The sequence below is a fragment of the Pseudomonas sp. NPDC077451 genome (assembly GCF_044543345.1).
In the GTDB taxonomy this organism is placed as follows: Bacteria; Pseudomonadota; Gammaproteobacteria; order Pseudomonadales; family Pseudomonadaceae; genus Stutzerimonas.
Window position 1 is genome coordinate 81,667 of record NZ_JBITVX010000001.1, and the last position, 25,021, is coordinate 106,687.

At 61.4% G+C, this 25,021-nt stretch carries 23 protein-coding genes; 11 read left to right on the forward strand and 12 right to left on the reverse strand.

Features of this window, described 5'->3' with window-relative positions:
- Positions 1 to 28 precede the first annotated feature (28 nt).
- Positions 29 to 1,888, reverse strand: coding sequence for an SLC13 family permease (locus tag ACIGHL_RS00370; protein ID WP_216707226.1), 1,860 nt, complete (start codon positions 1,886 to 1,888; stop codon positions 29 to 31).
- A 296-nt stretch (positions 1,889 to 2,184) separates the two neighbouring features.
- On the opposite strand from ACIGHL_RS00370, the gene ACIGHL_RS00375 reads away from it, so the two are divergent.
- Positions 2,185 to 3,087 (forward strand): alpha/beta hydrolase family protein, encoded by a 903-nt coding sequence (locus ACIGHL_RS00375; RefSeq protein ID WP_216707227.1) that lies wholly within the window; start codon positions 2,185 to 2,187, stop codon positions 3,085 to 3,087.
- A gap of 38 nt (positions 3,088 to 3,125) precedes the next feature.
- Here ACIGHL_RS00375 and ACIGHL_RS00380 read toward each other — a convergent pair whose 3' ends face one another.
- Complete coding sequence (locus ACIGHL_RS00380) at positions 3,126 to 4,073, reverse strand: alpha/beta hydrolase (protein WP_446697503.1); 948 nt, start codon at positions 4,071 to 4,073, stop codon at positions 3,126 to 3,128.
- A gap of 174 nt (positions 4,074 to 4,247) precedes the next feature.
- Between ACIGHL_RS00380 and ACIGHL_RS00385 the strand changes: the two genes are divergently transcribed.
- Positions 4,248 to 4,973 (forward strand): SIMPL domain-containing protein, encoded by a 726-nt coding sequence (locus ACIGHL_RS00385; protein ID WP_216707229.1) that lies wholly within the window; start codon positions 4,248 to 4,250, stop codon positions 4,971 to 4,973.
- A 169-nt stretch (positions 4,974 to 5,142) separates the two neighbouring features.
- On the opposite strand, the gene ACIGHL_RS00390 is transcribed toward ACIGHL_RS00385, so the two are convergent.
- The 4 genes from ACIGHL_RS00390 to ACIGHL_RS00405 form a co-directional block, all read right to left on the reverse strand.
- Positions 5,143 to 6,366, reverse strand: a complete 1,224-nt coding sequence (locus ACIGHL_RS00390) for an MFS transporter (RefSeq protein ID WP_216707230.1) — start codon at positions 6,364 to 6,366, stop codon at positions 5,143 to 5,145.
- A gap of 176 nt (positions 6,367 to 6,542) precedes the next feature.
- Entirely contained in the window at positions 6,543 to 7,274 is a 732-nt protein-coding gene (locus ACIGHL_RS00395) for a substrate-binding periplasmic protein (RefSeq protein WP_216707231.1), read from the reverse strand.
- A 175-nt stretch (positions 7,275 to 7,449) separates the two neighbouring features.
- Positions 7,450 to 8,439 carry an aldo/keto reductase gene (locus ACIGHL_RS00400; protein WP_216707232.1) on the reverse strand — a complete coding sequence of 330 codons (990 nt, stop codon included), beginning with the start codon at positions 8,437 to 8,439 and terminating at the stop codon, positions 7,450 to 7,452.
- Positions 8,440 to 8,573: 134 nt separating this feature from the next.
- On the reverse strand, positions 8,574 to 9,107 hold the full coding sequence (locus ACIGHL_RS00405) for an ankyrin repeat domain-containing protein (RefSeq protein ID WP_216707268.1): 534 nt from the start codon (positions 9,105 to 9,107) through the stop codon (positions 8,574 to 8,576).
- A gap of 187 nt (positions 9,108 to 9,294) precedes the next feature.
- Here ACIGHL_RS00405 and ACIGHL_RS00410 point away from each other — a divergent pair, with 187 nt between their 5' ends.
- Positions 9,295 to 9,507, forward strand: a complete 213-nt coding sequence (locus ACIGHL_RS00410) for a DUF3820 family protein (RefSeq protein ID WP_046162487.1) — start codon at positions 9,295 to 9,297, stop codon at positions 9,505 to 9,507.
- Between the two features lie 13 nt (positions 9,508 to 9,520).
- Here ACIGHL_RS00410 and ACIGHL_RS00415 read toward each other — a convergent pair whose 3' ends face one another.
- Positions 9,521 to 10,039, reverse strand: coding sequence for a hypothetical protein (locus ACIGHL_RS00415; RefSeq protein ID WP_216707233.1), 519 nt, complete (start codon positions 10,037 to 10,039; stop codon positions 9,521 to 9,523).
- A 272-nt stretch (positions 10,040 to 10,311) separates the two neighbouring features.
- On the opposite strand from ACIGHL_RS00415, the gene ACIGHL_RS00420 reads away from it, so the two are divergent.
- Positions 10,312 to 11,433, forward strand: a complete 1,122-nt coding sequence (locus ACIGHL_RS00420) for a beta-ketoacyl-ACP synthase III (protein ID WP_216707234.1) — start codon at positions 10,312 to 10,314, stop codon at positions 11,431 to 11,433.
- A gap of 243 nt (positions 11,434 to 11,676) precedes the next feature.
- On the opposite strand, the gene ACIGHL_RS00425 is transcribed toward ACIGHL_RS00420, so the two are convergent.
- Positions 11,677 to 12,738, reverse strand: coding sequence for a porin (locus ACIGHL_RS00425; protein WP_128118822.1), 1,062 nt, complete (start codon positions 12,736 to 12,738; stop codon positions 11,677 to 11,679).
- Between the two features lie 247 nt (positions 12,739 to 12,985).
- Here ACIGHL_RS00425 and ACIGHL_RS00430 point away from each other — a divergent pair, with 247 nt between their 5' ends.
- Positions 12,986 to 14,113, forward strand: coding sequence for a GNAT family N-acetyltransferase (locus ACIGHL_RS00430; RefSeq protein ID WP_128118823.1), 1,128 nt, complete (start codon positions 12,986 to 12,988; stop codon positions 14,111 to 14,113).
- 1 nt (position 14,114) lies between these two features.
- Here the strand turns inward: ACIGHL_RS00430 and metR are convergent, their stop codons facing one another.
- A complete protein-coding gene (gene metR, locus ACIGHL_RS00435) occupies positions 14,115 to 15,041 on the reverse strand; it encodes a transcriptional regulator MetR (protein ID WP_128118824.1) in 927 nt (308 codons plus the stop codon).
- A gap of 391 nt (positions 15,042 to 15,432) precedes the next feature.
- Here metR and metE point away from each other — a divergent pair, with 391 nt between their 5' ends.
- Together metE and ybaK are read left to right on the forward strand one after the other, a co-directional pair.
- Positions 15,433 to 17,733 (forward strand): 5-methyltetrahydropteroyltriglutamate--homocysteine S-methyltransferase, encoded by a 2,301-nt coding sequence (gene metE / locus ACIGHL_RS00440; protein WP_128118825.1) that lies wholly within the window; start codon positions 15,433 to 15,435, stop codon positions 17,731 to 17,733.
- Positions 17,734 to 17,863: 130 nt separating this feature from the next.
- A complete protein-coding gene (gene ybaK, locus ACIGHL_RS00445; protein ID WP_128118826.1) occupies positions 17,864 to 18,334 on the forward strand; it encodes a Cys-tRNA(Pro) deacylase in 471 nt (156 codons plus the stop codon).
- A 12-nt stretch (positions 18,335 to 18,346) separates the two neighbouring features.
- Here the strand turns inward: ybaK and mltF are convergent, their stop codons facing one another.
- Positions 18,347 to 19,807 (reverse strand): membrane-bound lytic murein transglycosylase MltF, encoded by a 1,461-nt coding sequence (mltF, locus tag ACIGHL_RS00450; RefSeq protein WP_128118827.1) that lies wholly within the window; start codon positions 19,805 to 19,807, stop codon positions 18,347 to 18,349.
- Positions 19,808 to 20,081: 274 nt separating this feature from the next.
- Here mltF and ACIGHL_RS00455 point away from each other — a divergent pair, with 274 nt between their 5' ends.
- Both ACIGHL_RS00455 and ACIGHL_RS00460 read left to right on the forward strand, forming a co-directional pair.
- A complete protein-coding gene (locus tag ACIGHL_RS00455) occupies positions 20,082 to 20,381 on the forward strand; it encodes a GIY-YIG nuclease family protein (protein WP_216707235.1) in 300 nt (99 codons plus the stop codon).
- A gap of 66 nt (positions 20,382 to 20,447) precedes the next feature.
- Positions 20,448 to 21,386: a glutathione S-transferase family protein gene (locus tag ACIGHL_RS00460; protein ID WP_216707236.1), complete on the forward strand. Its 939-nt coding sequence runs from the start codon at positions 20,448 to 20,450 to the stop codon at positions 21,384 to 21,386.
- A 49-nt stretch (positions 21,387 to 21,435) separates the two neighbouring features.
- Here ACIGHL_RS00460 and ACIGHL_RS00465 read toward each other — a convergent pair whose 3' ends face one another.
- Together ACIGHL_RS00465 and yejK are read right to left on the reverse strand one after the other, a co-directional pair.
- A complete protein-coding gene (locus ACIGHL_RS00465) occupies positions 21,436 to 22,233 on the reverse strand; it encodes an undecaprenyl-diphosphate phosphatase (RefSeq protein ID WP_073302376.1) in 798 nt (265 codons plus the stop codon).
- A gap of 177 nt (positions 22,234 to 22,410) precedes the next feature.
- Entirely contained in the window at positions 22,411 to 23,418 is a 1,008-nt protein-coding gene (yejK, locus tag ACIGHL_RS00470; RefSeq protein ID WP_216707237.1) for a nucleoid-associated protein YejK, read from the reverse strand.
- Between the two features lie 149 nt (positions 23,419 to 23,567).
- Here yejK and ACIGHL_RS00475 point away from each other — a divergent pair, with 149 nt between their 5' ends.
- The gene (locus tag ACIGHL_RS00475; protein WP_045425195.1) at positions 23,568 to 24,779 is read left to right on the forward strand and encodes an MFS transporter; all 1,212 of its coding nucleotides are present in this window, start codon (positions 23,568 to 23,570) and stop codon (positions 24,777 to 24,779) included.
- The gene (locus tag ACIGHL_RS00480) at positions 24,779 to 24,901 is read left to right on the forward strand and encodes a hypothetical protein (RefSeq protein WP_256044768.1); all 123 of its coding nucleotides are present in this window, start codon (positions 24,779 to 24,781) and stop codon (positions 24,899 to 24,901) included. Before ACIGHL_RS00475 ends, ACIGHL_RS00480 begins: the two co-directional genes overlap by 1 nt.
- Positions 24,902 to 25,021 lie beyond the last annotated feature (120 nt).

Consider the following 25,021-nt stretch of genomic DNA (forward strand, 5'->3'; position numbering starts at 1 on the left):
CAGATCTCCGTGCCGGCTGTGGATGCCTCTAGAGAGGCCAGACCCAAAGGATGACAGGCACGGCCACCAGTACCACCAGAATCGACAGTGGCAGCCCGAGCCGCCAGTAGTCACCGAAACGGTAGCCGCCGGGCGCCATGACCAGCGTGTTCGACTGGTGCCCGATGGGCGTCAGAAAGGCGCAGGAAGCTCCGATGGCGACCGCCATCAATAGCGGATCGGCGGAGGCGTCCATACCGCGTGCGAGCGCGATCGCTACGGGCGCGGCGAGCACCGCGGCGGCGGCGTTGTTGACCACGTTCGACAGCAGCATCACACCCACCATCAGGATCGCCACGGTGGCTGCCGGCGGGGCGGCCTGGCCAACGTCCAGCAGGGCATCAGCGATCAGGCGCGAGCCTCCGGTGCTTTCCAGCGCTTCGCCAATGGGCAGCATCGCGGCAATCAGGACGATGATCGACATGTCGATGCTCTTGTAGATGTCCCCGGTGGGCACCAGCCCGACCAGAATCATCGCCAATGCGCCGCCCACCAGTGCGACGGCGGACGGCACCATGCCTAGCGCAATGAGCGCCAGCGCGGCGGCAAAGATGCTGCTGGCGAGGAGCACCTGGCGAGGCGCGGTGATCCGCAGGCCGCGCGATGCCAGCGGCAGGCAACCGAGACTGTTAAGCGTCGATTGCAGCTGATCCTCACGCGCCTGCAACAGCAGGATGTCGCCCGCGGCAAAGCGGATCTTGCCCAGCCGCTGTTGCAATCGCTGCCCTTGGCGAGCCACGGCCAGGATGTTGACACCATGGCGCTCACGCAGTGCCAGACCGGAGGCGCTGGTACCGATCAAAGACGAGCTTGCAGTCACGATGGCCTCGGCCAGGGCGCGCTCGGCGTTGCGGTCGGCTTTGGAATCGGCGGCCTCGGGCTCTTTGTCAGGCTCACCGTTCCGTTTCAGCTGTTTGTCCTGTTCGGCTTTTTCACGGGCTTCCGCCTTGCTGTCGGCTTCGGCAGCAAGGCGCAGGTGGGTCACATCGAGAAAACGCTTCAGGCTGTCAGAGTCGGCTTCGACCAGCAGGATGTCGTCGTCGCGTAGCACTTCATAGGTCGACGGCATACGGTGGTACTTTCCGGCACGTACCAGCCCGGTGACCATCACATCGACCTCGTCACCGCCCGCAGCGATCAGGTCATGCAGGGTGCGGCCAGCGTATTTGCTGTCGGCCGGAATCTGCAGTTCGGTCAAGTAAGCACTGATTTCGAACAGTTCCTGCTCACCGCTCGGGTCCTCGCGACGAGGCGTCAAGCGCCAGAGCAGAGCGATCACCAGCACCCCGACGAGGGTGATCGCGAGACCCACCGGCAGGAAGTCGAACATACCGAACGGCGCTTCGCTGACTTCACGCCGATAGCCGGCAATGATTATGTTCGGCGGCGTGCCGATCAGGGTCAGGGTGCCGCCGAGCAAAGAGCCGAAAGCCAGGGGCATCAGCAGATAGGAAGGCGAGCGGCCGCTCTGGCGCGACATCCAGACGGCTACCGGCATGAACAGCGCGAGCGCGCCGACGTTGTTCATGAAGCCCGAGCACAGGGCGACGATACCGGACAGCGTCAGCACCTGGATCCAGGGTCGATCGCCGACCTTGGTCAGGTGCCGCGCCAGCGAATCCACCACACCGGCATTGAGCAAGCCGCGGCTGAGCACCAACACAGCAGCAACAGTGATCACGGCCGGATGGCCAAGGCCCATGAACGCCTTTTCCGGCGGCACGATGCCGGCCAGGGTAACCACCAGCAAGGCGGCAAGGGCGACAATGTCATAACGCCAGCGATTCCACACGAACAGCCCCAGGGTGGCGGCGAGCACGGCGAATACGATCAGCTGATCGCTTTGCATGGATAACTCCGATAACGGCTTTTGCCGCAGTGAACGGATGACGGTTAAGGGCCGAACGGCCGGATCTAGACGGGTTGCGCCAAAGCGAAGCGGCAAGGCGGCGATACACTAGCCGCTTGAGCGGGTGCTGAGCCAGCGCTGCGTTCGACATTTGGCGCTATGCGCCAGTATCGAGCCAGACACTGCTGTCATCGAAGGGCAAATTCACTGCGGCCAGGTTGTTTTACCGGCCCGGTCACTGGCAAGACCCGCTCCGGTAGGCAAGGATGTAGAAGACTCCAGAACGAAACCTGCCCATGCCCAAGCAACTTTCTCTGCATTGCCGCGATGGCTACCCGCTCGCTGCGCAACTCTGGCTGCCACCGGGACAGGCACGTGGCTCGGTGATCGTCAGCAGCGCCACCGGTGTGCTGGCGCGGTATTACGCGCGCTACGCCGGCTTCCTTCGTGAGCACGGTTATGCGGTGCTGACATATGACTATCGAGGTATCGGCGGGTCACGCCCGGCCAGCTTGCGAAAGGCGACCATCCGTTGGCGCGACTGGGGCGATCTGGATTTCGATGCGGCGGTGCGCTGGATGCGCCAGCGCGATCCGGACGGGCCGCTGATAGCGGTCGGTCATAGCATCGGTGGTTTTTTGCCGGGTTTTGCCGAGTCCGCTACCGAGGTCGATCGCTTTCTCAGTGTGGGGGCCCAATACGCCTACTGGCGCGATTACGCTGCCGCGCAACGCTGGCAGATGTTCGCCAAGTGGCACCTGTTCATGCCGGCGGTGACGGCGCTGTGCGGTTATTTTCCAGGTCGCCGGCTGGGCTGGCTGGAAGACCTGCCCGCAGGCGTCGCGCGCGAATGGGCATTCCGCCGGGCACGCTTGGAACAAAGCTATCCGGAGCACGAACGGACCGAGGTGCTACGCCGCTTCGCCGCGATCAGCGCGCCGATCCTGGCGGTGAGCCTGAGCGACGACGAGTACGGCACGCCCCCGGCGATCGCCCGCGGGCTGTCCTACTACCGCAATGCCGCTGTGCAGCAGGTCCAGCTGAGTCCGGCGGTGCTGGGCATGGAGCAGGTCGGGCACTTCGACCTGTTTCGTGAGCGCCATCGAGACGGCTTCTGGCAGGCGAGCCTGGCCTGGATCGGAGAAGGTCGCAATCCCTGGTCGGGCGAGACGCAACCCTCAGTCAGCGAGGCCTGCTGAGCGCGACGCTTTAGGTCTGTTTGGCGGCGAGAACGGCGCTAACTGCGGTTGGCCTGGGTGACTGGGTGCGTCTGATCATCGGCACTGTGCACGACAGGCTCGTTCAACAGCTGGCGGACCGCGTCGGCATAGGCGCGGCGGCCCACGCGCATCGCGTTGTTGTGGTTGCCGCCCTCGATCAGCAGCAGCTGTTTAGGGTTCTGAGCGGCGGCAAAGAGTTCTTCGCTGAAGCGCGCCGGCACGTATTGATCAGCCGTGCCATGGACCAGTAACAGCGGCATGCCGACCTGATCGATCTTGTGGATGGAATCGAATTTCTGCGACACCAGCCAGCGGACTGGCCAGGGCGTGTCAGCCACCTCCGTTGCGATATCGGCCAGGCTGGTAAAGGTGGATTCGACAATCAGCGCACGCGCTTCCGGCGCTTCGCCACGGCGTTCGGCTTCGCGTCCCAGCTCGGCGGCGAGGTCCACCGCCACTGCACCACCCAGCGAGTGGCCATAGATCAGACGTTTGTCCGCATCGGGCTGCAGGGTTTTCAGATGGTCCCAGGCGATACGCGCATCCTCATATACGCTGGCCTCCGACGGCAGCTCGCCGAGGCTTTGGCCAAAGCCACGATAGTCGATTGCCAACACGGAGAAGCCCAGTGAACGTATCTGTTCGAGCCGGAACAGGTGCCCGGTGAGGTTCCAGCGAGAACCGTGCAGATAAAGGATCGCCGGCGCGTCTCGCTTGTCAGCCGGCCACCACCATGCGTGGATATTCTGGCTGTCGCCGAATGCAGGCGCGCTTAACTCCAGCTCCTCCACACCGTCTGGGAGGCCGCGGTACCAACTGGCGGTACCGGGCTCGATGCGAAACACCAGTTCGCGCTCTTTCTGTTCAAGCATCGAGCAGCCGACGGGCAGCAGGGTGAACACTGCAGCGACGATCAGCGAAACAAAGGTGCGGGCTCTGGTGCGGAAAAATGGCAATTTCGACATGCAGCGGGAAGTTCTCCTTCTGGAATCGACATTGAGCGGCCAGTTGGCGAGGCACGCAAGCGGCTAGCGACGGCAAGTCATTACTACAGATTGCAGCGTTGCGCTGGTGACCACACGCCATCGAGCGCCAGTGCGGAGTAGCATCGGCGTTTCTCAACGTCTTGGAGCTTTATCGTGACTACAGCACGTATCGGTTTGCTGCCCGCCCTATTGATCGCCGCCGCGGTAGCCTTCGCCGGTTGGTCTGTGGGGCAGGGCGTGGAGCGCTTCCGGATGGCGGATCGCACGGTGACGGTCAAAGGCCTGGCTGAGCGGGACGTGTCGAGTGATTTCGCCGTCTGGACACTCGGCTTCCGCCGTGCCGGCAACGACTTCGCCAGCGTTCAGCAGGGCCTGTCCGAGGACCGCAGTCGGGTCGTGGCGTTTTTGCACGAACAGGGTTTCAGTGACGACGAGATCGAGGTCCGCCCGTTGCAGGTTCAGGACCTGCTGGCGCGCGAATGGGCGCCGCAGGAAATCGCCCTGCGCTTCAACGGCAGTGGTCAGGTGCTGGTGAAATCGGCACGTGTCGAAGCGGTCGGCAAGGCTGCCAATGGCGTCGACCCGCTGATTCAGGCCGGCATCCAGCTGGATACCGAACAGAACGGATTCAGTGGCCCGCGCTACCAGCTGCGTGGCTTCAACGACCTCAAACCGGGGCTGTTAGAAGATGCCACCCGCAACGCCCGCGAGCAGGCTGCAAAGTTCGCCGAAGATGCCGGCGCGCAACTTGGTGAACTGAAGACCGCCAACCAGGGCGTGATCCGCGTGCTCGATGATGACGGCAGCGACATGGACACCGGCCGCACGCCGGGCAAGCGTCTGCGCGTGGTCAGCACATTCGAATACGCGCTGCAGTAATTCTCCCTTTGCTGGGACGCCGAGGCCCGTCGCGGTTGTAGAAGGATTGACCTCATGCGGCGGGAGGCTCGATATCCCTCCGAACATGGCGCTGTTTGCGGTGCTTTTTTGCGGGGCAATCAGCAGGCGTTTCGGTTTTGCCAGTTCACGACTCGATGAGGTCATTCGCTCAATCGCAGGCGGTGGCGGCTCCCCTGGTTTCTTCGTTTCCACTGCTTGCGGTCCAGGCCCACCAGAACACCAGCAAGCCGATGGCGCCGGTAGCGGCGCCGATATAGCCAGTCGAGGTCCAGCCAAGCCCTGCGCTGATCGCCAGTCCGCCGAGCCAGGGTCCGAGGGCGTTGGCGACATTGAAGGCTGAATGGTTGGACGCGGCTCCAAGCGTCTGGGCCTCGCCCGCCACGTCCATCAGGTGGGTCTGCAGGGGCGGGCCGAGCGACACCATAGTGCCTACCGCAAACGCGGCTGGGAGGATCGTCCACAGCGAGTGTGTAGCGAGCGGGAACATCAGTAGGACCAGGATGCTCCACAGCAACAGCCAGGCGACAGCCTTGAACCCCAGCTTGTCGAACAACCAGCCGCCAAAGAGGTTGCCGACAATGCCGCCCAGACCGAAAGCGGCCAGCCCCACCGGGATCCAGTTCTCGCTGACGCCAGTGACCTCCAGCATGGTTGGTGCCAGGTAGCTGAACACGCAGAACATGCCAGCGAAACCGATCGAACTGATGGCCAGCGCCAGCCACACCGGTTTTCGATTGAAATCACGCAGTTCGCGCATCGGGTTGTTACGCGGCTCGCTGCGGTCGAGCGGCAGGAAGATCGCCACAAGCAACACCGTCAGCAGCGCGATCATTCCGACCAGACCAAACGCCCAGCGCCAGCTGAGCCATTGCCCCAGCCAGGTGGCGGTGGGATTGCCGATCAGCATGGCGATGGTGAGGCCTGCTAGCACGCGGCTGACCGCCTTGGCCCGCTGGTCAGGTGCAACCATCGAGGCGGCGACCAGCATCGCCACGCCGAAGTAGGCCCCGTGGGGCAGGCCGGCGATGAAGCGGAACAGCATCAGCGAGTGGTAATCCGGTGCGATGGCGCTGGCAAAATTGCCCAGAGCGAAAAAGCCCATCAGAAGCAAAAGCAGGTGCCGGCGGAACATTCGCGAGCCGAGGATCGCCAGCAGCGGTGCGCCTACCACGACACCCAGGGCATAGGTGCTGATCACATGGCCCACTTGTGGCTCGGTGATCCCCAGCCCCTGCGCGACGTTGGGCATCAGCCCCATGATGGCGAATTCGCCCGTACCGATGGCGAACCCACCCATGGCCAGGGCCAGCTCGATCAGCAATATGGCGCGCGCCGAGAATGTCGACTTGCCTGTGGCGTTCACTTGGGTCATCGGTGCCTCAATGGGATGGGTCGATTAGCAAACACGCGCCGCTTGCGTCGAGCGGCACTGGGCTAGCGGATTAGGGCGAATAGGTAGGCAGCGATCGTAGGTTGAAGTTCGTCTCAGGATTGAGGGGGCAGAGCGCGCTTATGACGCAACAAGGTCGAACATGCGAGGCCTAGCGGTTATCGATACTTCGCCAGGATCGCCTCGAACTCGCCGTCGTGCTGCATCTGTTGCATGGCTTCAAGTATCTCCCGGGCCGGGACGTCAGTCTCATCACGCACGATGCAGTGGATAGAGGACTCCGAGAACCGGTCGATTGCCTTTAGTCTGCGGTCTACAGGTCTGTCTCGATTGAACCAATCCAGTGCTACCTGAGTGCTGATCGCATAACGTTCACGTCCGGCAGCGAGTTTTTCCAGCACTAGGTGCTCTGTTCGTGCATCGTCGCGAATCAAGGTGCCGTCTCGAAACGATGCATCCGCCTCCGGGTAGAAGAAGCCGAGCACCGTACCGACCCGTCGGCCGCGCAGGCTGGAGAGCTTGGCTGGAGGTGTTTCAGGCCGAGCCACCAGAATGCTGCGCTGCGTCATGAACGGGACGCTCCAACGATAGCTTGCGTGGTCTACTGCCAGCCAGGCCGGGTTCATATAGCAGCTGACATCGACTGCGCCCTCGGCCAGCAGCGGCTGGATGCGCGTTCGTGACATCACCAGTTGCTCGGCTTTACGCCCGAGCTTTTCGGCGATGCGCCTGTGCAGATCGTGAAGAATTCCGTCTGTAGGGAGACCGTTCTCTAGATGAATCATGGGCATGGTCGAGCTGTCGCTGACCGAGAATCGCAGTGGGCGCTCCGCAGCCGGCGTCAACACGGAAAAGAACAGAAGGGACACGGCAACGGACAGTGCGCGCACGGTTGGAACGATCCTTCGTCGATGACCGACCCGTAGGGGTTAGTCCATGTTCGAGAAGGCGTGGATTATCGCGATATCGTTCCGCCTATGTCCATTCAGTGCATGAATAATGCGAAGCGAGTCGTTTCTGGTTCTGCCTGAAGTAACGCTGCAGCTTCAGGCAGAACCAAAGGCGTTACGCCTTGCGGCTAGGCGGCGCCATAAATTCCGGTCCTACCGGATCGGTGATGTGCTCGGCAAGGAGTGCATCGATGTTCGTCAGGTCCTGTGGACTCAACGACCACCCGAAGGCATCGTCGATGCCGTCCAGCTGGTCGGGTCGACGAGCGCCCCAGAGCGCAATGGTTGGGCCTTGGTCGAGCACCCAACGGATGGCGAGCGCCAGCACGGATTTGCCGTGACGGTCATGAGCTAGCGCTTTCAATGCCTCGACTGCAGCGAGGTACTGCTCGAAGCGCGGCGACTTGAACTTCGGGTCGGACTTGCGCAAGTCGTCACCATCGAAGGTGGTGCTGCTGGTCATCCGCCCGGAAAGCAGACCGCGGCACAGGGCGCCGTAGCCGAGTACCACCAGGCCGTTATCCCGAGCGTAGGGCAGTACGTCGGCTTCGATGGCGCGCTCGAAGAGGTTATAGGGTGGCTGCACGGAGGCCAGCGGCGCGGCTTTACGAAACGCATCCATCTGTTCGGTGGAGTAGTTGCTCACGCCGATCGCGAGGATCTTGCCTTCCTGGCGCAGCTTCTCCAATTCGGCCGCGGTTTCTTCGATGGGAACCAGCGGGTCCGGCCAATGCACCTGATACAGGTCGATGCGGTCAGTGCGCAGCCGACGCAGCGAGTCTTCGATTTCCTGGCGGATACGAGCGGGCGTCGAATTGCGCCGCGGGCCGCCTTCGCTCCAGTCCAGCGCGACCTTGGTGGCAATCACCGCTTGGTCGCGCACGCCTTCTAGGGCCTTGCCGACGACCTCTTCGGAGTGACCGAAGCCGTACACCGGTGCGGTGTCGATCAGGTTGATGCCGCGTTCCAGGGCACTGCGAATGGTGGTGACGGAGCGGTCGTCATCCGCGCCGCCCCACATCCAGCCACCGATGGCCCAGGTGCCCAAGCCAATACGCGACACAGGCGTGGCGATGCCTTCGATAGATAGCGTTTCGATGCTCATGAGTGCTCCTCTGTTTGATCGGGGACGGCCAGCTCGGCGGTTGGCCAGGTCACGGTTACTGACAGCTGCAGCCGTCCGATGTGCGGTGCGTTGGGTACAGGAGAGACGTCGTTCAGACGCTGCGAAGCTGAAACTCAGCTGCAGGCAGCAACGGCTTCGGTTAGCAGTTTGGGTGTGTCCTGGGCGCCCATGGCTTGCGCAGCGGCCAGAGGCGTTACGCCGTTCATGTCGGCCCGGCTTGGGTCTGCGCCGCGCGCCAGTAAGAGTTCGACAATGTCACTGCGATTGAACATGGCCGCCATCATCAGGGCGGTCTTGCCGTCGGGCGAGGCGCTTTCGACATCGGCACCCTGATCGAGCAGCAGGCGCGCCATTTGCAGGTTGCCCTTGAAGGCAGCGCCCGCCAGCGGACTCTGGCCCTTGTCGTTGCGCAGCTGGGGGTCGGCACCGTTCTCCAGCAGCACGCGCGAGGTGTCGAGATGGCCGTGGTAGCTGGCAAGCATCAACAGGCTGTCGCCATTGTGGTTGCGAATGTTGGCGGGCAAGCCGCGACCGAGCAGGTCTGTGAGGCGCTCGGCATCACCGCTGCGGGCGCTTTCGAAAACCTGAGCGGCGAACGCCAGCGCGGCGTCGTCCAGTTCGGGCTTGGGGCTCGGTTGATCCGTCATCTTGATGTCCTCGGCTTTCAGAGTTGGGCGCAGCGGCGCAGACGCGTCGAGCTGCCAAGCGGTCTGCACGGGCAGCTGCGTTTCTATCCGACCGACAGGTCGCGCAAATGTGCGAAACGGGTGCAAGGCTGCACGGCCAGATCGGCTATGGCAGTATTTGCCGCCCATCTGCCGATGAATTGCTGCAATGAAAGCTGAAGACCTCGAACGCCTGGTGACCCAGACGATGCCCTACGGCAAATACAAGGGCCGGCTGATCGCGGATCTTCCGGGCAACTACCTGAACTGGTTCGCCCGGGTCGGCTTCCCGCCCGGGGATCTGGGTCAGCTGCTGGCGCTGATGCAGGAGATCGACCACAACGGTCTGTCGCCGCTGCTCGAGCCATTGCGCCGCCGCTGATTCACGCCTGGCTTTAGGCCTGTAGCGCCGCCAGCGCGGGCGCGGCGTAGATACCCACTTCTACTGCCAGGGCCATGACCCGCTCGATGTCGCAGGTATAGACGAGTACGGACTGCAACTCATCGTCCAGTGGCTCGCTGAAGTCCACCAGCACGTAACCGCCTTTTTCCGGGTAAAGGCTGCTGAGCTGGGTCTGGATGCGGTTGAGCGCCTTCAATGGCTCGGTCTTGGCCAATTGCTTGGGCTTGAGGATGAAATTCACGTCCGGGCCGAACGAACCGACAATCTGCTCGAACAGCGCCTGGTAGTCATCGGCCTGGAACAGCACGGTATCCGGCAGGCTGCCGACAATCATCCATTCGCCCAGCGGGATGGGGAAGTCATCGTCGTAGATGATGTCCGGGTTGGCCTGCAGAAAGGCCTGAGGGTCGGCATAGGCTTGAGCCGCTTCGTCAGCGAGCCGGTTGATCTCGTCGTCGCTCATGCAGCCCGAACTGATCAGACGGATCAGTTCGGCAAGTGGGTCTTTCATCAGGGAAACATTCCTGCTGTGCGGGGAGCGCAAGGATAACCGAAAGCCTGCCCAGGCCCAGCCTGCTGGCTTTTGGGCGGCAGCGATGTCCGCCGTCGTGCCTCGATGACCTTTGGCTGCTTTTACGCGCTGAGCTGCAGATTCTGTTCAGTTTTCGTGCACAATAGCCGCCATATAAACAGACGCGGCATGAACGATCGCATCGGCGCTGGCCGGCTTCGCTCCTGTTCCGACGCCCGATTACGATCAGCCAATATTCGAGAGGAACGACTGTGCATAACGTCGTCATCAGCGGTACCGGCCTTTACACCCCTGCCCAGAGCATTTCCAACGACGAGTTGGTCGAGTCGTTCAACACCTACTCGCGTCGTTTCAATGATGAAAATGCCGCAGCGATCGAAGCGGGTGAAATCCAACCGATGCCGGAATCCAGCTCAGCGTTCATCGAGAAGGCGTCCGGCATCAAGAGCCGCTTCGTTACCGACAAAGCTGGCATCCTCGATCCGGATCGCATGGTTCCGCGCATTCCCGAGCGCAGCAACGACCAGTGGTCGATCCTCTGCGAAATGTCAGTCAAGGCCGCTCAGCAAGCCCTTGAACGCGCCGGCAAAACCGCAGCTGACATCGACGGTGTGATCGTCGCCTGCTCCAATCTGCAGCGTGCCTACCCGGCAGTTGCCATCGAAGTGCAGGCGGCGCTCGGTATCAAGGGCTTTGGCTTCGACATGAACGTCGCCTGTTCCTCGGCGACCTTCGGGATCCAGAATGCCGCCAACTCGGTTCAGCTGGGGCAGGCGCGGGCAATACTGATGGTCAACCCGGAGATCTGCACCGGACACATGAACTTCCGTGACCGGGACAGCCATTTCATCTTTGGCGATGCCTGCACGGCCGTCATTGTCGAGCGTGCTGATCAGGCCACCTCAGCGTATCAGTGGGACATTGTCAGCACCAAGCTGGCGACCGAATTCTCCAACAACATCCGCAACAACTTCGGCTTCCTCAATCGCACCGCTGAGGAATACATGACCAACCCGGACAAGCTGTTCGTTCAGGAAGGCCGCAAGGTGTTCAAGGAGGTCTGCCCGATGGTGGCTGAGTTGATCGGCGAGCATCTGAAGGAAAACGAAATCGAGGTCAGCGAGGTCAAGCGCTTCTGGCTGCACCAGGCCAACCTCAACATGAACCACCTGATCGTGCGCAAGCTGCTCGGTCGCGATGCCAGCCCGGAAGAGGCGCCCGTCATTCTCGACACCTATGCCAACACCAGCTCTGCAGGCTCGGTGATTGCTTTCCACAAGCATCAGGATGATCTGCCGGCGGGCAGCCTTGGCGTGCTCAGCTCGTTTGGCGCAGGTTACTCGATTGGCAGCGTGATCCTGCGCAAGCGCTGATCGCAAAGCCAGCCAGCATTCCGGTAGCAGCTTCTTTCGCAACTGCCACCGCAGCGCATCCTCTCGCCGTCAGACGGCTGCTTCGCTAGCAAGCGGGTTCTTGCAAACGGATCGCACGGTTTGTAAGGAGCGAGCCGCTTGCAAACACGTTAAGCACGACTTCGCTTGAAGCCCTTGTCTCCTTCAATAAAAAGCCCCGGCATAGCCGGGGCGAAGGTGGAGCAGAGCGATTGAGGAGCTCGATCAGAAGCTGTAAACCATGCCCAGCGAGAACACGTTGATGTCATCACCAGCCGCAGCAACCTGGTAGACATCCGTGTCGTGGCCGCCCTTGATGCGATAGGCGGCGGTGTTGTCGTCGTTCTTCAGCATGTTGTAAACACCGTAAACAGTCAGTTGCTTGGACAGCTTGTGGTCCAGGCCGAGGCTCACCTGGCTGGCGCCGGTGTCGTCGGTGTCGCTCCAGTCATCAGCAGTCATGTACTGCAGCTTCAAGGTGTTGGCGCCGAACTTGTATGCAGTATTCAGGCCCCAGGCGTCACGCTCGGCGTCGGCTTCTTCGTAGCGGTCGAACATCGCGCCCACGCTGACAGGTCCGAAGGCGTAGCTGGCAGCAAGGCGGAACGCATCGCTTTCGTACGCAACAACGTCAGCGTCAACAGTGTCTTCATCATCACCGTCGGCCTTCTCGTAACCGGCGCTAAAGGCGAGGTCGCCGATGCTGTAACCCAGCGCGACGCTGGCCAGCGAGTAATCGTTATCTTCGATATCGCCGTCTTCGGTCTCCCAGTCTTCGAAAGACGTGGCGTACATGGCGCTGGCAACCAGACCACCCATGCTCGGGCTGACATACTGGATACTGTTCTTGGCGCGACGGTTGGCTTCGTCGGCAATGTTACGCGCATCGCCCACGGTGTCGCCGAACAGGTCAAAGGCGTTGCGGACGTTCTTCAGGGGGGTGTCCTGGTTGCCCACCAGCACCTGGCCGAAGTCGCCGGTGAGACCAACGTAAGTGTTGCGTCCAGCGAAGCTGTCTCCGCCTTCGTCAATGATGATCTTCGATTCGATCTGGTAAACAGCGTTCAGATCCGGGTTGATTTCGGTGACACCTTTGAAGCCCAGACGCGAGGAGTTGCTGGCGATGGCCAGTTCGCTGTCGGTATCGTTGTCCACGAAATCCGCCGACACGTGGGCTTTGCCGTAGATCTCCAGCTGCTTGCCGATGATTTCATAGGCGTTGGCGGTGGTCGGCAACGCAACTGCAGCGGCAATGGCGAGGGTCAGGGGGAGAAGCTTGCGTGGCATGATATTTCCTTTCTGTGCGTTCGCGGATTGGTAGCTACGCCGCCTCCGGGTCCTAACCCCCCAAGCGGCTGTCGGCAGAATGAGGGGGTGTGGTTACAGCTTTTTGCTAGTTTGACGACGATTTGATGACGGTGAAGGGGTGAGATCTTCTTCTTGCTATAGCTTTAGATTGCCGTAAAGAGCCCCGCGGTCGTACCTCGACCAACAACTGCTTCAGTTCCGGTTGCTTAGCCGCCAGACTAGGCATATGCCCATACAGACGCTTTCCCACCTCGCCGACTACGACTCCTCTCGCTGGGACGCGCTGCTCGGCGAACACCCGCAGCCCTTTCTACAGCACGCCTTTCTGTCTTCGCTGGAAGACAGCGGCAGCGTCGATGCGCGCAGGGGCTGGCGTGCACAGCATCAGGTGCTGAGCGACGACCAGGGGGGAGCGATTGCGGCCTTGCCGCTGTACAGCAAGACCAACTCCAGCGGTGAGTATGTATTCGATTGGGCCTGGGCTGACGCCTGCCACCGTGCAGGTATTGAGTACTACCCCAAGCTGCTCTGCGCGGTGCCGTTCTCGCCAGTGACCGGCGCGCGCCTGTTGGGCGACCGCGAGGCGGCGGGCCAATTGCTCGACCAGCTCACCGCCGGCTTGGCCGAAGGTGGCTATTCGAGCCTGCACGTGAACTTTACCGAGCCGGACGCCGATGCGATTTTCCAGGGCCGTGATGGCTGGCTCGAGCGCATCGGCTGCCAGTTTCATTGGCACAACCGCGGCTACCGCGACTTTCAGGATTTCCTGGACGGCCTCACCTCGCGCAAGCGCAAGCAGCTGCGCAAGGAGCGCGAGCAGGTGGCGGGGCAGGGGATCGAGTTCGAGTGGCGCGAAGGCCATCAGGTCAGCGAACAGGAATGGGATTTCGTCTATGCCTGTTACGCCAATACCTACCATGTGCGCGGCCAGGCGCCGTATCTGACTCGCAGCTTCTTCAGCCTGCTGGCCGAGCGGATGCCCGAGGCGATCCGGGTGGTGCTTGCCCGCCAGAGCGGCCGGCCGGTGGCCATGGCGTTCAGCCTGATGGGTGCTGGCGAGCTGTATGGTCGCTACTGGGGCAGCCTTGCGGACTTCGACCGCCTGCATTTCGAAACCTGTTTTTACCAAGGGATCGATCAGGCGATTGCCGCCGGTCTGTCACGCTTCGATGCCGGAGCACAGGGCGAGCACAAGCTGATACGCGGCTTCGAGCCGGTGATCACGCGTTCCTGGCACTACCTGGAGCATCCGGGGCTGAGTGCTGCGGTCAGCGAGTTTCTACAGCAGGAACGTCTGGGTGTGATGCGCTATGCCGAGGCCGCGCGCGATGCGCTGCCGTATCGGCAGGAATGAGCTATTTCGACTTCGGCGCAGCGCTGACCCCTTCGAGCGTCGAAAACGAGGTGTCCTTGGCGGTCAGCAGAAAATCGCGCATGAATGGCGAGTCCAGCATGTCAGCGCGGATGCCGGCATAGAGTGTGGCAAACAGGCCTTTCTCGCCGAGTCGTTTGGCGGTGACGTAACCGCGAGCGCTGTATTCATGCAACGCCCAGTTGGGCACGCAGCACACGCCGCGACCGGAGGCCACCAGCTGCATCATCATCACGGTGAGCTCCGAGGTGCGAACCTGAGCCGGTTCGACGTCGGCCGGCTCCAGGAAGCGCGTGAAGATGTCCAGCCGATCATGTTCCACCGGATAGGTGATCAGGGTTTCGCTGGCCAGGTCTTCGGCGCGTACGAACGGGCGGGATGCCAAGGCGTGCTGGTTGGCGACGGCGAGCAGCGCTTCGTAGGTAAACAGCGGCACATAGGTGATGCCCGGCAGCTCGATCGGGTCGGACGTCACCACTAGATCCAGATCACCGCGCGCCAGGGCCGGCAGCGGTGCGAAGGAAAACCCCGAAGCCAGGTCCAGCTCGACTTCCGGCCAGGCATCGCGGAACTGATCGATGGTCGGCATCAGCCACTGAAAGCAGCTGTGACACTCGATCGCCATATGCAAACGGCCCGCGGTGCCGCCTGCCAGTCGGGCCAGGTCGCGCTCGGCACTGCGCAGCTGTGGCAGCAAGCTGTCGGCCAATTGCAACAGGCGCAAACCCGCACTGGTGAAACGCACAGGACGCGTCTTGCGCACGAACAGCTGCAGGCCCAAGCGTTCTTCCAGTTCCTTGAACTGATGGGACAGTGCTGACTGGGTCAGATGCAGCCGCTCGGCGGCCTCCACTAGGCTGTCGGTTTCGCGCAGTGCATGAAGAGTTTTCAGGTGGCGGATTTCCAGCATGCTGGGGACTTCCTGCTGTTTTCGTTGGCGAGACCTAGGTTCGAGAGGACGCCGTATAAACCAAAGCACGGTGACTTGAGCAATCCTCATCGCGGCGGCGAAGTGTGTCCCAGCGCGCTTATCATTGTCGAGCCGACAGCTCGAATGAATCTTCGCAGGGAAATGAGCATGCATCGGGTGCTGACAGAGCCATTCAACAACCCGCAGGTTTTAGCTGGGAGTGAGACGGCGCGTAGCGACTGCTTATCGCGTCTCGATGTCCAGTTGGACAGAGGGGTAGCAGTGAGGGCATGAATATATCTAAAGATGATCTAGAATTGCGTGAGTTTGTTTCATTTATCTCGGGCCATCACAATCCGCTCATCGAAAACGAACGAATTGGAGATTTGTCATGGCTGTTGCGCATTCCCTGGGCTTCCCACGCATTGGTGCCGACCGAGAATTGAAAAAGGCGCTCGAAGCGTACTGGAAGGGTGACCTCAGCGAGGCCGAGCTGCGTCGGGTCGGTAGGGAATTGCGCGCGGCCCATTGGCAGCTGCAGGCAGATGCTGGCATTGAACTGCTGCCTGCGGGCGATTTCGCCTGGTATGACCAGGTGCTGACCCATTCGCTGATGTTTGGCGTTGTGCCTGAGCGCTTTCGTCCGGCCGACGGTCAGCCGACTCTGGAGACGTTGTTCGCCATGGCGCGTGGCGTAACTCACCAGTGCTGCGGTGTTGGGCAAGCGCAGGAAATGACTAAATGGTTTGATACCAACTATCACTACCTGGTCCCCGAATTCAGCGTTGATCAGTCCTTTGAGCTGTCGTGGACGCAGTTGTTCGAGGAAGTGGAAGAGGCCAGGGCCCTTGGCCACGCGGTCAAGCCGGTGCTGATCGGGCCGTTGACCTATCTCTGGCTGGGGAAGGCCAAGGGGGAAGCGTTCGACAAGCTGGAGCTGCTCGAGCGACTGCTTCCGGTCTACGGGGAAGTGCTGGAGCGGCTCGCCGCGCAGGGAGTGGAGTGGGTGCAGATCGATGAGCCGATCCTGGTGCTCGACTTGCCGCAAGATTGGAAGAACGCATTTGAGCGAGCCTACAACCTGTTGCAGCGCGCGCCATTGAAGAAGCTGGTCGCAACCTATTTTGGCGGATTGGAAGACAATCTTGGCTTGGCCGCAGCGTTGCCGGTCGATGGCCTGCATATCGACCTGGTGCGTGCACCGGATCAGTACCCGGTCATCCTAGATCGACTGCCGGCATACAAAATCCTCTCTCTGGGCATCGTCAACGGACGAAACGTCTGGCGGTGCGATCTGGATAAAGCCTTGAACGTGCTTCGTCACGCTGCCGAGCGGTTGGGCGAGCGACTCTGGGTCGCGCCGTCCTGTTCGTTGCTGCACGCACCGGTAGACCTTGCGCGGGAGGACCAATTGGATGCTGAGCTGCGTAGCTGGCTGGCATTTGCCGTGCAGAAATGCGCGGAGGTTGCAGTGCTGACGCGAGCGGTCAATCAACCGGACGCTGCCCAAGTACAGGCCGCGCTACAACAAAGCCGCGAGGTTCAGGCGAGCCGCGTCGAGTCTCCACGGATCCACAAGCCCGCAGTGCAGGCGCGCTTGGCTGCGATCAAACCCAGGCACAGCCAGCGGCAATCTGCCTTCGAAAGCCGCATCGAGAAGCAGCGCGCTCGGCTGGATCTGCCGGCGTTCCCGACGACTACCATCGGCTCATTCCCGCAGACCCCGGCGATCCGTTTGGCGCGTCAGGCGTTCAAACAGGGCAAGTTGGCCTTGACCGACTATACCGAGGCGATGCACGCCGAGATTCGCCACGCAATTGCCGTACAGGAGCAATTGGGTCTGGATGTGTTGGTACACGGTGAGGCCGAGCGTAACGACATGGTCGAGTATTTCGCCGAACAGCTCGACGGTTATGCCTTTACCCGCTTCGGTTGGGTGCAGAGCTATGGCTCGCGTTGCGTGAAACCGGCGGTGATCTACGGCGATCTGAGCCGCCCGGCAGCGATGACGGTGGAATGGATTCGCTACGCGCAGCAACAGACCAGTAAGGTCATGAAGGGCATGCTTACCGGGCCGGTAACCATGTTGATGTGGTCGTTTACTCGCGAGGATGTCAGCCGTGAGCAACAGGCGCGGCAGCTGGCGCTAGCGATCCGGGACGAGGTCTGTGATCTCGAAGCGGCGGGCATCAAAATCGTCCAGATTGACGAAGCGGCATTCCGCGAAGGTCTGCCGTTGCGGCGCGCCCAGTGGGGGCGCTATCTCGATTGGGCGGTCGATGCGTTCCGTCTGTGCGCCAGCGGTGTGCGCGACGAAACGCAGATCCACACGCACATGTGCTACAGCGAATTCAACGATGTGATCGAGGCGATCGCCGCGATGGATGCCGACGTCATCACCATCGAGACCTTCCGCTCGCAAATGGAGCTGCTGGAAGCGTTCCGCGTCTTCGACTATCCCAACGACATCGGTCCCGGCGTCTACGACATCCATTCGCCGCGCGTCCCAGACACGGCTGAAATGGTCCAGTTGCTGCAGAAGGCCGCCGAGCGAATCCCGGCCGAGCGGCTCTGGGTCAACCCGGATTGCGGCCTGAAAACCCGCGGCTGGGCGGAAACCGAGGCAGCTCTGGTCAACATGGTCGCGGCCGCCCGCCAGTTACGGGCAGCGCACCGGGCCAAGGTGGCCTGACCGCTTGTCTGCTGGCGTGGCGGGACGATCTGTCGATCCTGCCGCGACGCAACAGCAACGGCCCGCACATTGTGCGGGCCGTTGTGTTTTTGGCTAATGTAGCGACCTTTCCTCGACGATTCTCTTCGCCATGACGCCCGCTATCGATCTGCTGAAAAAGGCCAAGGCCGACTACCGCATCCACAGCTACGAACACGATCCCAAATCGGCATCCTATGGTCTCGAAGCCGCTGAGAAGCTCGGCCTCGAACCGGCGAGAGTGTTCAAAACACTACTCGCCAGCAGCGAAAAAAATGAGCTTCTGGTGGCTGTCGTGCCGGTTGCTGGTTCGCTTGATCTCAAGGCGCTGGCGCAGGCGGCCAAGGTGAAAAAGGTCGACATGGCCGATCCCATGGCGGCGCAACGCGCGACCGGCTATCTGGTCGGTGGCATCAGTCCGCTGGGGCAGAAGAAGCGGCTACGCACGTTTATTGACGTGTCGGCGCAGGCGCAACCGAGCATCTATGTCAGCGCCGGGCGGCGAGGGCTGGAGGTGGAGTTGACGGCTGAGGTGCTGGCCGAGCATACCGCAGGCAGCTTCGCCCCCATCGGAAGAGGCTGAGGGCCGGACGGATCAGAGCGGCGGAAGAATTTCACCGAGTTCGGTGGAGTTGATGCCGGGAACGTGGATCTCGTTGTTCACCAGTTGCTGGCCTTCCATTTGCGGCTGAGTCACCCAGGTGAGGATGTCGTAATAGCGGCGAATGTTGGCCACGAAATGCACCGGCTCGCCTCCGCGTGCGTATCCGTAGCGCGTCTTGGTATACCACTGCTTCTGCGCCAGCCTTGGCAACATCTGTTTCACGTCCAGCCATTTGTTCGGGTTCAGGCCCTCGCTTTCGGCCAGTTTGCGCGCATCTTCCAAGTGGCCGCCACCGACGTTGTACGCGGCTAGGGCGAACCAGGTACGGTCCGGCTCCTCGATGCTGTCAGGCAGGTTGGCATGCACCTTGGCGATGTATTTTCCACCGCCGCGAATGCTTTGGACGGGGTCGAGACGATTGTTCACGCCCATGGCCTTGGCGGTATTGAGGGTCAGCATCATCAGCCCCCGCACGCCGGTTTTCGAGGTCGCTTCGGGCTGCCAGTGGGATTCCTGATAACCGATGGCGGCAAGCAGACGCCAGTCGACGCCGTGCTCCTTGGCCGTTTCGCGGAATACCTTTTCATAGCGCGGCAGACGTTGCTGCAGGTGCTTGGCAAAGGCATAGGCGCCAACGTAGCCGAGCACGTCGACGTGACCGTAGTAACGTTCTCTCAGGCGCTGCAGTGTTCCGTTCTCCTGCGCCTGGGTGAGGAACTGGTTGGCCGCTTCGAGCACGCTGTTGTCTTCGCCCTTGCCAACGATCCATGCCAGGCTGCTTTGCTCACCGAGATCGAATGCCGCTCGTGCATTGGTGAAGTAGACCTGATTCAGCGCCAGCTCATTGGACTCGACCAACGTCAGATCTACCTGGCCCTCATCGACCATGCGCAGCAAATCGACCACCTCAACCGCATCCGATTCCTCATAGCGAAGATCCGGAAATTCGCTCTGTAGCGCCTTGAGTTTCTCGGCTTGGCTGCTGCCCTTGAGCACCAGAATGCGTTTACCGACCAGGTCTTCGGGTTGGGTAGGGCGCCGCTGACCCCGGCGATAGACGACCTGAGTGGTGACATCCAGGTAGGGCTGGGTGAAGCGCGCCAAGTCCTTGCGTCCTTCGCTTGCTACCAGGCCGGCCGCCGCCAAGGTTGGACCGCCAGGACGATTCAGGCGGGTGAAGATTTCTTCGATGCTGTCGGCGGTCTCGATCTGCAGCTTGACGCCGAGATGGCTGGCGAAGCGCTTGACCAGCTCATACTCGAAGCCGGCTTCGCCGTTGCGATCCTGGAAATAGGTAGAAGGGCTGTTGCGGGTGATCACGCGCAGAATGCCTTCCTCCTTTATTCGCTCGAGTGCGCTGGGCGGTTCAGCGCAGCTGCTGAGCATCAGGAAGAGTCCGGCCGCCAGCAACCAGGAGGTGCAGCGAGTGCGGAATGCAGTTTGGGCAAACATCGGCGCAGTATACGCAAAGGCGAACCGCCACCATATCTCGACAGGATCGACGGACTTTGCTAGGGGAAACGGCGAACCCTTGCAGCCATCGCCATCCGCGGCTTGGCTGCCGGGCGCTCGCTGACGACAACTGTGTCGGAACATTGCGGCAGCGTTCAAGCACGACGGAATCGAGACCACGCTGCACACTTTCGGCTTTTTGGTTGGCAAGAGCAGTCTTGCCCTGGCAGGCGCGGCCCGGGAAAATCCAACCATCTTCTCGAGAGCCTGCTACATGAGCACCGTTGCTAGCAAACCCTGGTACGTCTATCTGGTACGCGCCGCCAACGGCTCGCTTTATTGCGGGATCAGTGACGATGCCCAGCGCCGCTTTGCCGCTCACCAAAGTGGGCGAGGGGCGCGGTTCTTCCATTCCAGCCCGGCTGTGGCACTGGTCTATGTCGAGACGCTTGGTAGCAAGAGCGACGCGTTGCGGCGTGAGCGCGCCATCAAACAAATGAAAAAATCGGCCAAGGAGGCGCTGGTTTCGGTGCAGTCCGGCAGTGGCCCGGTGAATGTCCAGGCAATCAGCTGAACGGGTAGGCTGCCTCCGTTCGCGCGGGTAAGCTGCCGTTCTACTTAACGACTGGCGGAGCCTGCTATGCACGAAGTGATCCTGCACCACTATCCCACCTCGCCCTTTGCCGAAAAAGCGCGACTGATGCTGGGTTTCAAGCAGCTGTCCTGGCGTTCGGTGCAAATTCCTCCGGTGATGCCCAAGCCTGATCTCACGGCGCTGACAGGCGGCTATCGGCGTACTCCGGTGCTTCAGGTCGGCGCCGACATCTATTGCGATACCGCACTGATTGCGCGTCGCCTCGAAGCCGAGAAAGCCACACCCGTGCTGTTTCCCGAAGGGCAGGAGTTCGTTGCGGCGACGCTGGCACAGTGGGCTGACTCGGTGCTGTTCCTGCATGCCGTGAGCCTCGTGTTCCAGCCGGAATCCATGGCCATGCGTTTCGCCCAAGTGCCTAAAGCGTTCATCGAGGTGTTCAGTAAGGACCGCGCCGCCTTGTTCAGCAGCGGCTCGGTGGCCCGCATTCCGCTTGAACAGGCGAAGAATCACTGGCCGGTCCTGATGGCGCGCCTGCAACAGCAATTAGCGCGTGGTAGCGGAGAGTTTCTGCTTGGTGCTGCACCTTGCGTGGCGGACTTCGCTGTCGCCCATTGCCTTTGGTTCCTTAAAGGCACACCAGTGACCGCGCCGCTGGTCGATGCCTATCCGGACGTGGCGGCCTGGCTTGGCAAGGTGCTGGCAGTGGGGCATGGCTCGCTGTCCGAACTATCGCCGGAAGAGGCCGTGTCTATTGCTCGCGACGCGACGCCTGCGGAATTGCCGGATGAGCCGTTCTCCGAGCCCAATGGATTCGAGGCGGGGCAAGCCGTGACCATATCCGCAGTGGATTACGGCACCGATCCGGTTGAAGGTGAGCTGGTCTTCGCTGGCGTGGAAGAGCTGATTCTGCGACGTGAGGATGAGCGTGCTGGCGTCGTCCATGTGCACTTCCCTCGCATCGGCTATCGCATCGACGCCCGTTGATGCTTCTGGCCCGCGCAAACCCGTTGCGCGGGCCTTCTTAATCCGCTCGTCAGAGCGCGATGAATAGCAGCGTCACACCCAGCAGCAAGCGATAAATCACGAAGGGCAGCATACCCAAGGCGTCGAGCGCCTTGAGGAACAGCTTGATGCAGAGAAACGCCGCAACGAACGACAGTGCGGCGCCAATGAAAATGTCATTCCACGGCGCGGCTTCACCTGACTGGGCTAACTCGACCGCTTTTAACCCGCCTGCAGCGAGGATCAGCGGTATCGACAGTAGAAAGGAGAAGCGTGCTGCGGTCTGCCGGGTGAAACCGAGCAGCAGGGCCGCAGTCATGGTGATACCCGAGCGCGAGGTGCCGGGAATCAGCGCTAGCGCTTGGGCAAAGCCGATGATCAGCGCGCTTTTCCAGGTCAGCTGATCCATTTCAGCGACACGCCGGCCCTTGACGTCCGCGTACCACAGCAGCAGGCCGAAGATGATGGTCGTAGCCGCGATGAAGAGCATCGATCGGGTGTACTGCTCGATGTAGTCCTCCAGCAGCAAGCCGATGATGCCCGCCGGCAATGTGCCGATGATGATCGCCCAGCCGAGACGGCTTTCCGCGCTGACCTGTCGGCGGAACACGTGTGCCAGCCAGCCACGGGTGGTCGCGATCACCTCGTGACGGAAGCAGATCAATACGGCGAGCAAGGTGCCGACGTGTACCGCGACGTCGAATGCCTGGCCCTGGTCGGGCCATCCAAGCACTTGCGAAGGAAGGATCAGGTGGGCGGAAGATGAAATCGGGAGAAATTCAGTGATGCCCTGGACCAGGGACAGAATAATCAGGTGCAGCCAATCCATTGTGAATCCTTAGCCGTAGCGGGTCGTACAGGGTTGCAGCAGCGATGAGCAGCCATCTGACTGGCAGATGGCCGTTTCATTCCAGCGAGGAGACAGATTTTCGTAGCGGCGTGCTTGGCTCCGGCTTCCGACAACCCTCAGGAGCCTGCGACGCGTACAGGCGTCGTCGCTCAGGGCTTATCCCTTGCGCCGCTTGAGCTGATCGGTCAGCTGCGTTGGCAGGTTGCGAATGATCAACATGTCGCGGGCTTCGTCATATTCGACTTTCGAGCCCAGCAGGTGTGATTCGAAGCTGATCGACAGTCCTTCGGCCCGGCCAGTGAATCGCTGAAACTGGCTCAGGGTGCGCTTGTCAGCGGGAATCTCCGGCGAAAGGCCATAGTCCTTGTTGCGGATGTGATCGTAGAAGGCGCGTGGGCGCTCCTCGTCGATGACCCCGGACAGCTCCTCCAGCGACATGGGCTCGCCGATCTTGGCCTGACTGCTGGCATAGCCCACCAGCGCGCTGGTCTTCTCGCGTGCCTTTTCGTCAGGCAGGTCTTCGCTTTCGACATAGTCGCTGAAGGCTTTGAGCAGGGTGCGCGTTTCACCGGGGCCGTCGACACCTTCCTGGCAGCCGATGAAATCGCGGAAATACTCCGAGACCTTCTTGCCGTTTTTCCCCTTGATGAAGGAAATGTACTGCCGGGACTGCTTGTTGTTCTTCCACTCGGACAGATTGATCCGCGTCGCCAGGTGCAGTTGACCCAGGTCCAGGTGCCGGGCTTCGGCGACATCCAGCGCGTCGGTAACGGTCACGCCATTGCTGTGGTGCAGCAATGCGATCGCCAGGTAATCGGTCATGCCTTGCTGGTAATGGGCGAACAGAACATGGCCGCCGGTGGAAAGGTTGGATTCCTCCATCAGCTTTTGCAGGTGTTCCACGGCTTGCCGGCTGAATGCGGTGAAATTCTGGTTGCCGTCCATGTACTGCGTCAGCCAGCCGCTAAAGGGGTAGGCGCCCGATTCGTCATGGAAGTAGCCCCAGGCTTTGCTCTGCTTGGCGTTATAGCTTTCGTTTAGATCGGCCAGCAGGTTCTCGATGGCTTGGGAATCGCCCAGCTCCGAGTCACGGGCATGGAGAACGGCAGGTGTGCCGTCCGGCTTTTTTTCGATCAGGTGAACGATGCAGTGGCGAATCGGCATGGAGGTACTCGCGTCGAGAAGGCAGACAGGCGGCAGTTTACCCGAGCAACCCTCCGCTCGCCGTTCGCCTGATTAAAAAGGGGGAGGTGGATGACGAGGTGGTTGCGAGTAAGATGGATCCCCCTCGATTTTTGCAAAGCGTGTCAGTGATGAATGCGATTTGGCGCAACAGTACCTGGATCCTGCTGGGTGGCTCCTTGATCCTTGCCCTTTCCTTGGGAATCCGACACGGATTCGGCCTTTTCCTGCCACCCATGAGCGCGGAATTTGGCTGGGGGCGTGAGACCTTTGCCTTTGCCATCGCCCTGCAAAATCTGATCTGGGGCCTGGCGCAGCCGGTTACCGGCGCGCTGGCGGACCGTTTCGGTGTGGCCCGTGCGGTGCTGCTCGGTGGCGTGCTTTATGCGGTCGGCCTGTTGCTGATGGCGGGTGCGGATTCCCCGGTATCGTTGTCCCTCAGTGCAGGCCTGCTGATTGGGCTGGGGCTTTCCGGAACATCGTTTTCCGTGATCCTTGGCGCAGTCGGGCGCGCGGTGCCGGTCGAAAAACGCAGCATGGCGATGGGTATAGCGAGCGCAGCGGGGTCGTTCGGTCAGTTTGCCATGCTGCCCGGCACGCTCGGTCTGATCGGCTGGCTTGGCTGGTCGTCGGCCTTGCTGGCGCTGGGGCTTTTGGTGGCGCTGATCATGCCGCTGGCGTTGATGCTGCGCAGTGGGCCAGCAGCGCCAGTGACCGGCCCGCAGCAGACGCTGATGGAGGCGCTGCGTGAAGCGGTCAGCCACTCGGGCTTCCGCCTGCTGGCGCTGGGTTTCTTCGTCTGCGGGTTTCAGGTCGTATTCATCGGCATACATTTGCCCGCATATCTGGTCGACAAGCAGTTACCTGCGATGGCCGGCACGACGGTGCTGGCGCTGGTCGGGCTGTTCAACATCGTCGGTACCTACACAGCGGGCTGGCTGGGCGGTTGTTATTCGAAGCCGAAATTGCTGACCGCGCTTTATCTGGCCCGAGCGGTTGTGATCAGCGCGTTCTTCTTCGCTCCGCTGACGCTCTGGACCGCCTATGCCTTCGGCATCGCCATGGGGTTGCTGTGGCTGTCCACCGTGCCCTTGACCAATGGCACAGTCGCTACGCTGTTCGGCGTGCGCAATCTGTCGATGTTGGGCGGCATCGTGTTTCTGTTCCACCAGATCGGCTCGTTCTTCGGTGGCTGGCTGGGCGGGTGGGTCTATGACACGACTGGCAGTTACGATCTGGTCTGGCAGATTTCCATCGCGCTGAGCTTGATGGCGGCTGCGCTCAACTGGCCAATTCGTGAGCAACCCGTCGAGCGCGTGCGCTTGGCTGCAGGTACGGCCTGATGCGCCGCGCCTGGTTATGGACAGGCGGCGCCGTGTTGGCGTCGCTGCTCTTGGTTGCGGCTTGGTGGGGCTGGCAGCAGGGCGGCCTGGCTCTGCTACAGCTGGGTGTAGGTATCTGCTGATCAATCGTTCGGGTAGTTTTTGCCTCTGGTAGGGAATCAATTGCGCAACGGGTGGCTCCAACAGGCGAGACGAAGGAAGGTTGTCGTTGAATCGTAACCTAAGGCCTGTAAAAAGCTGCG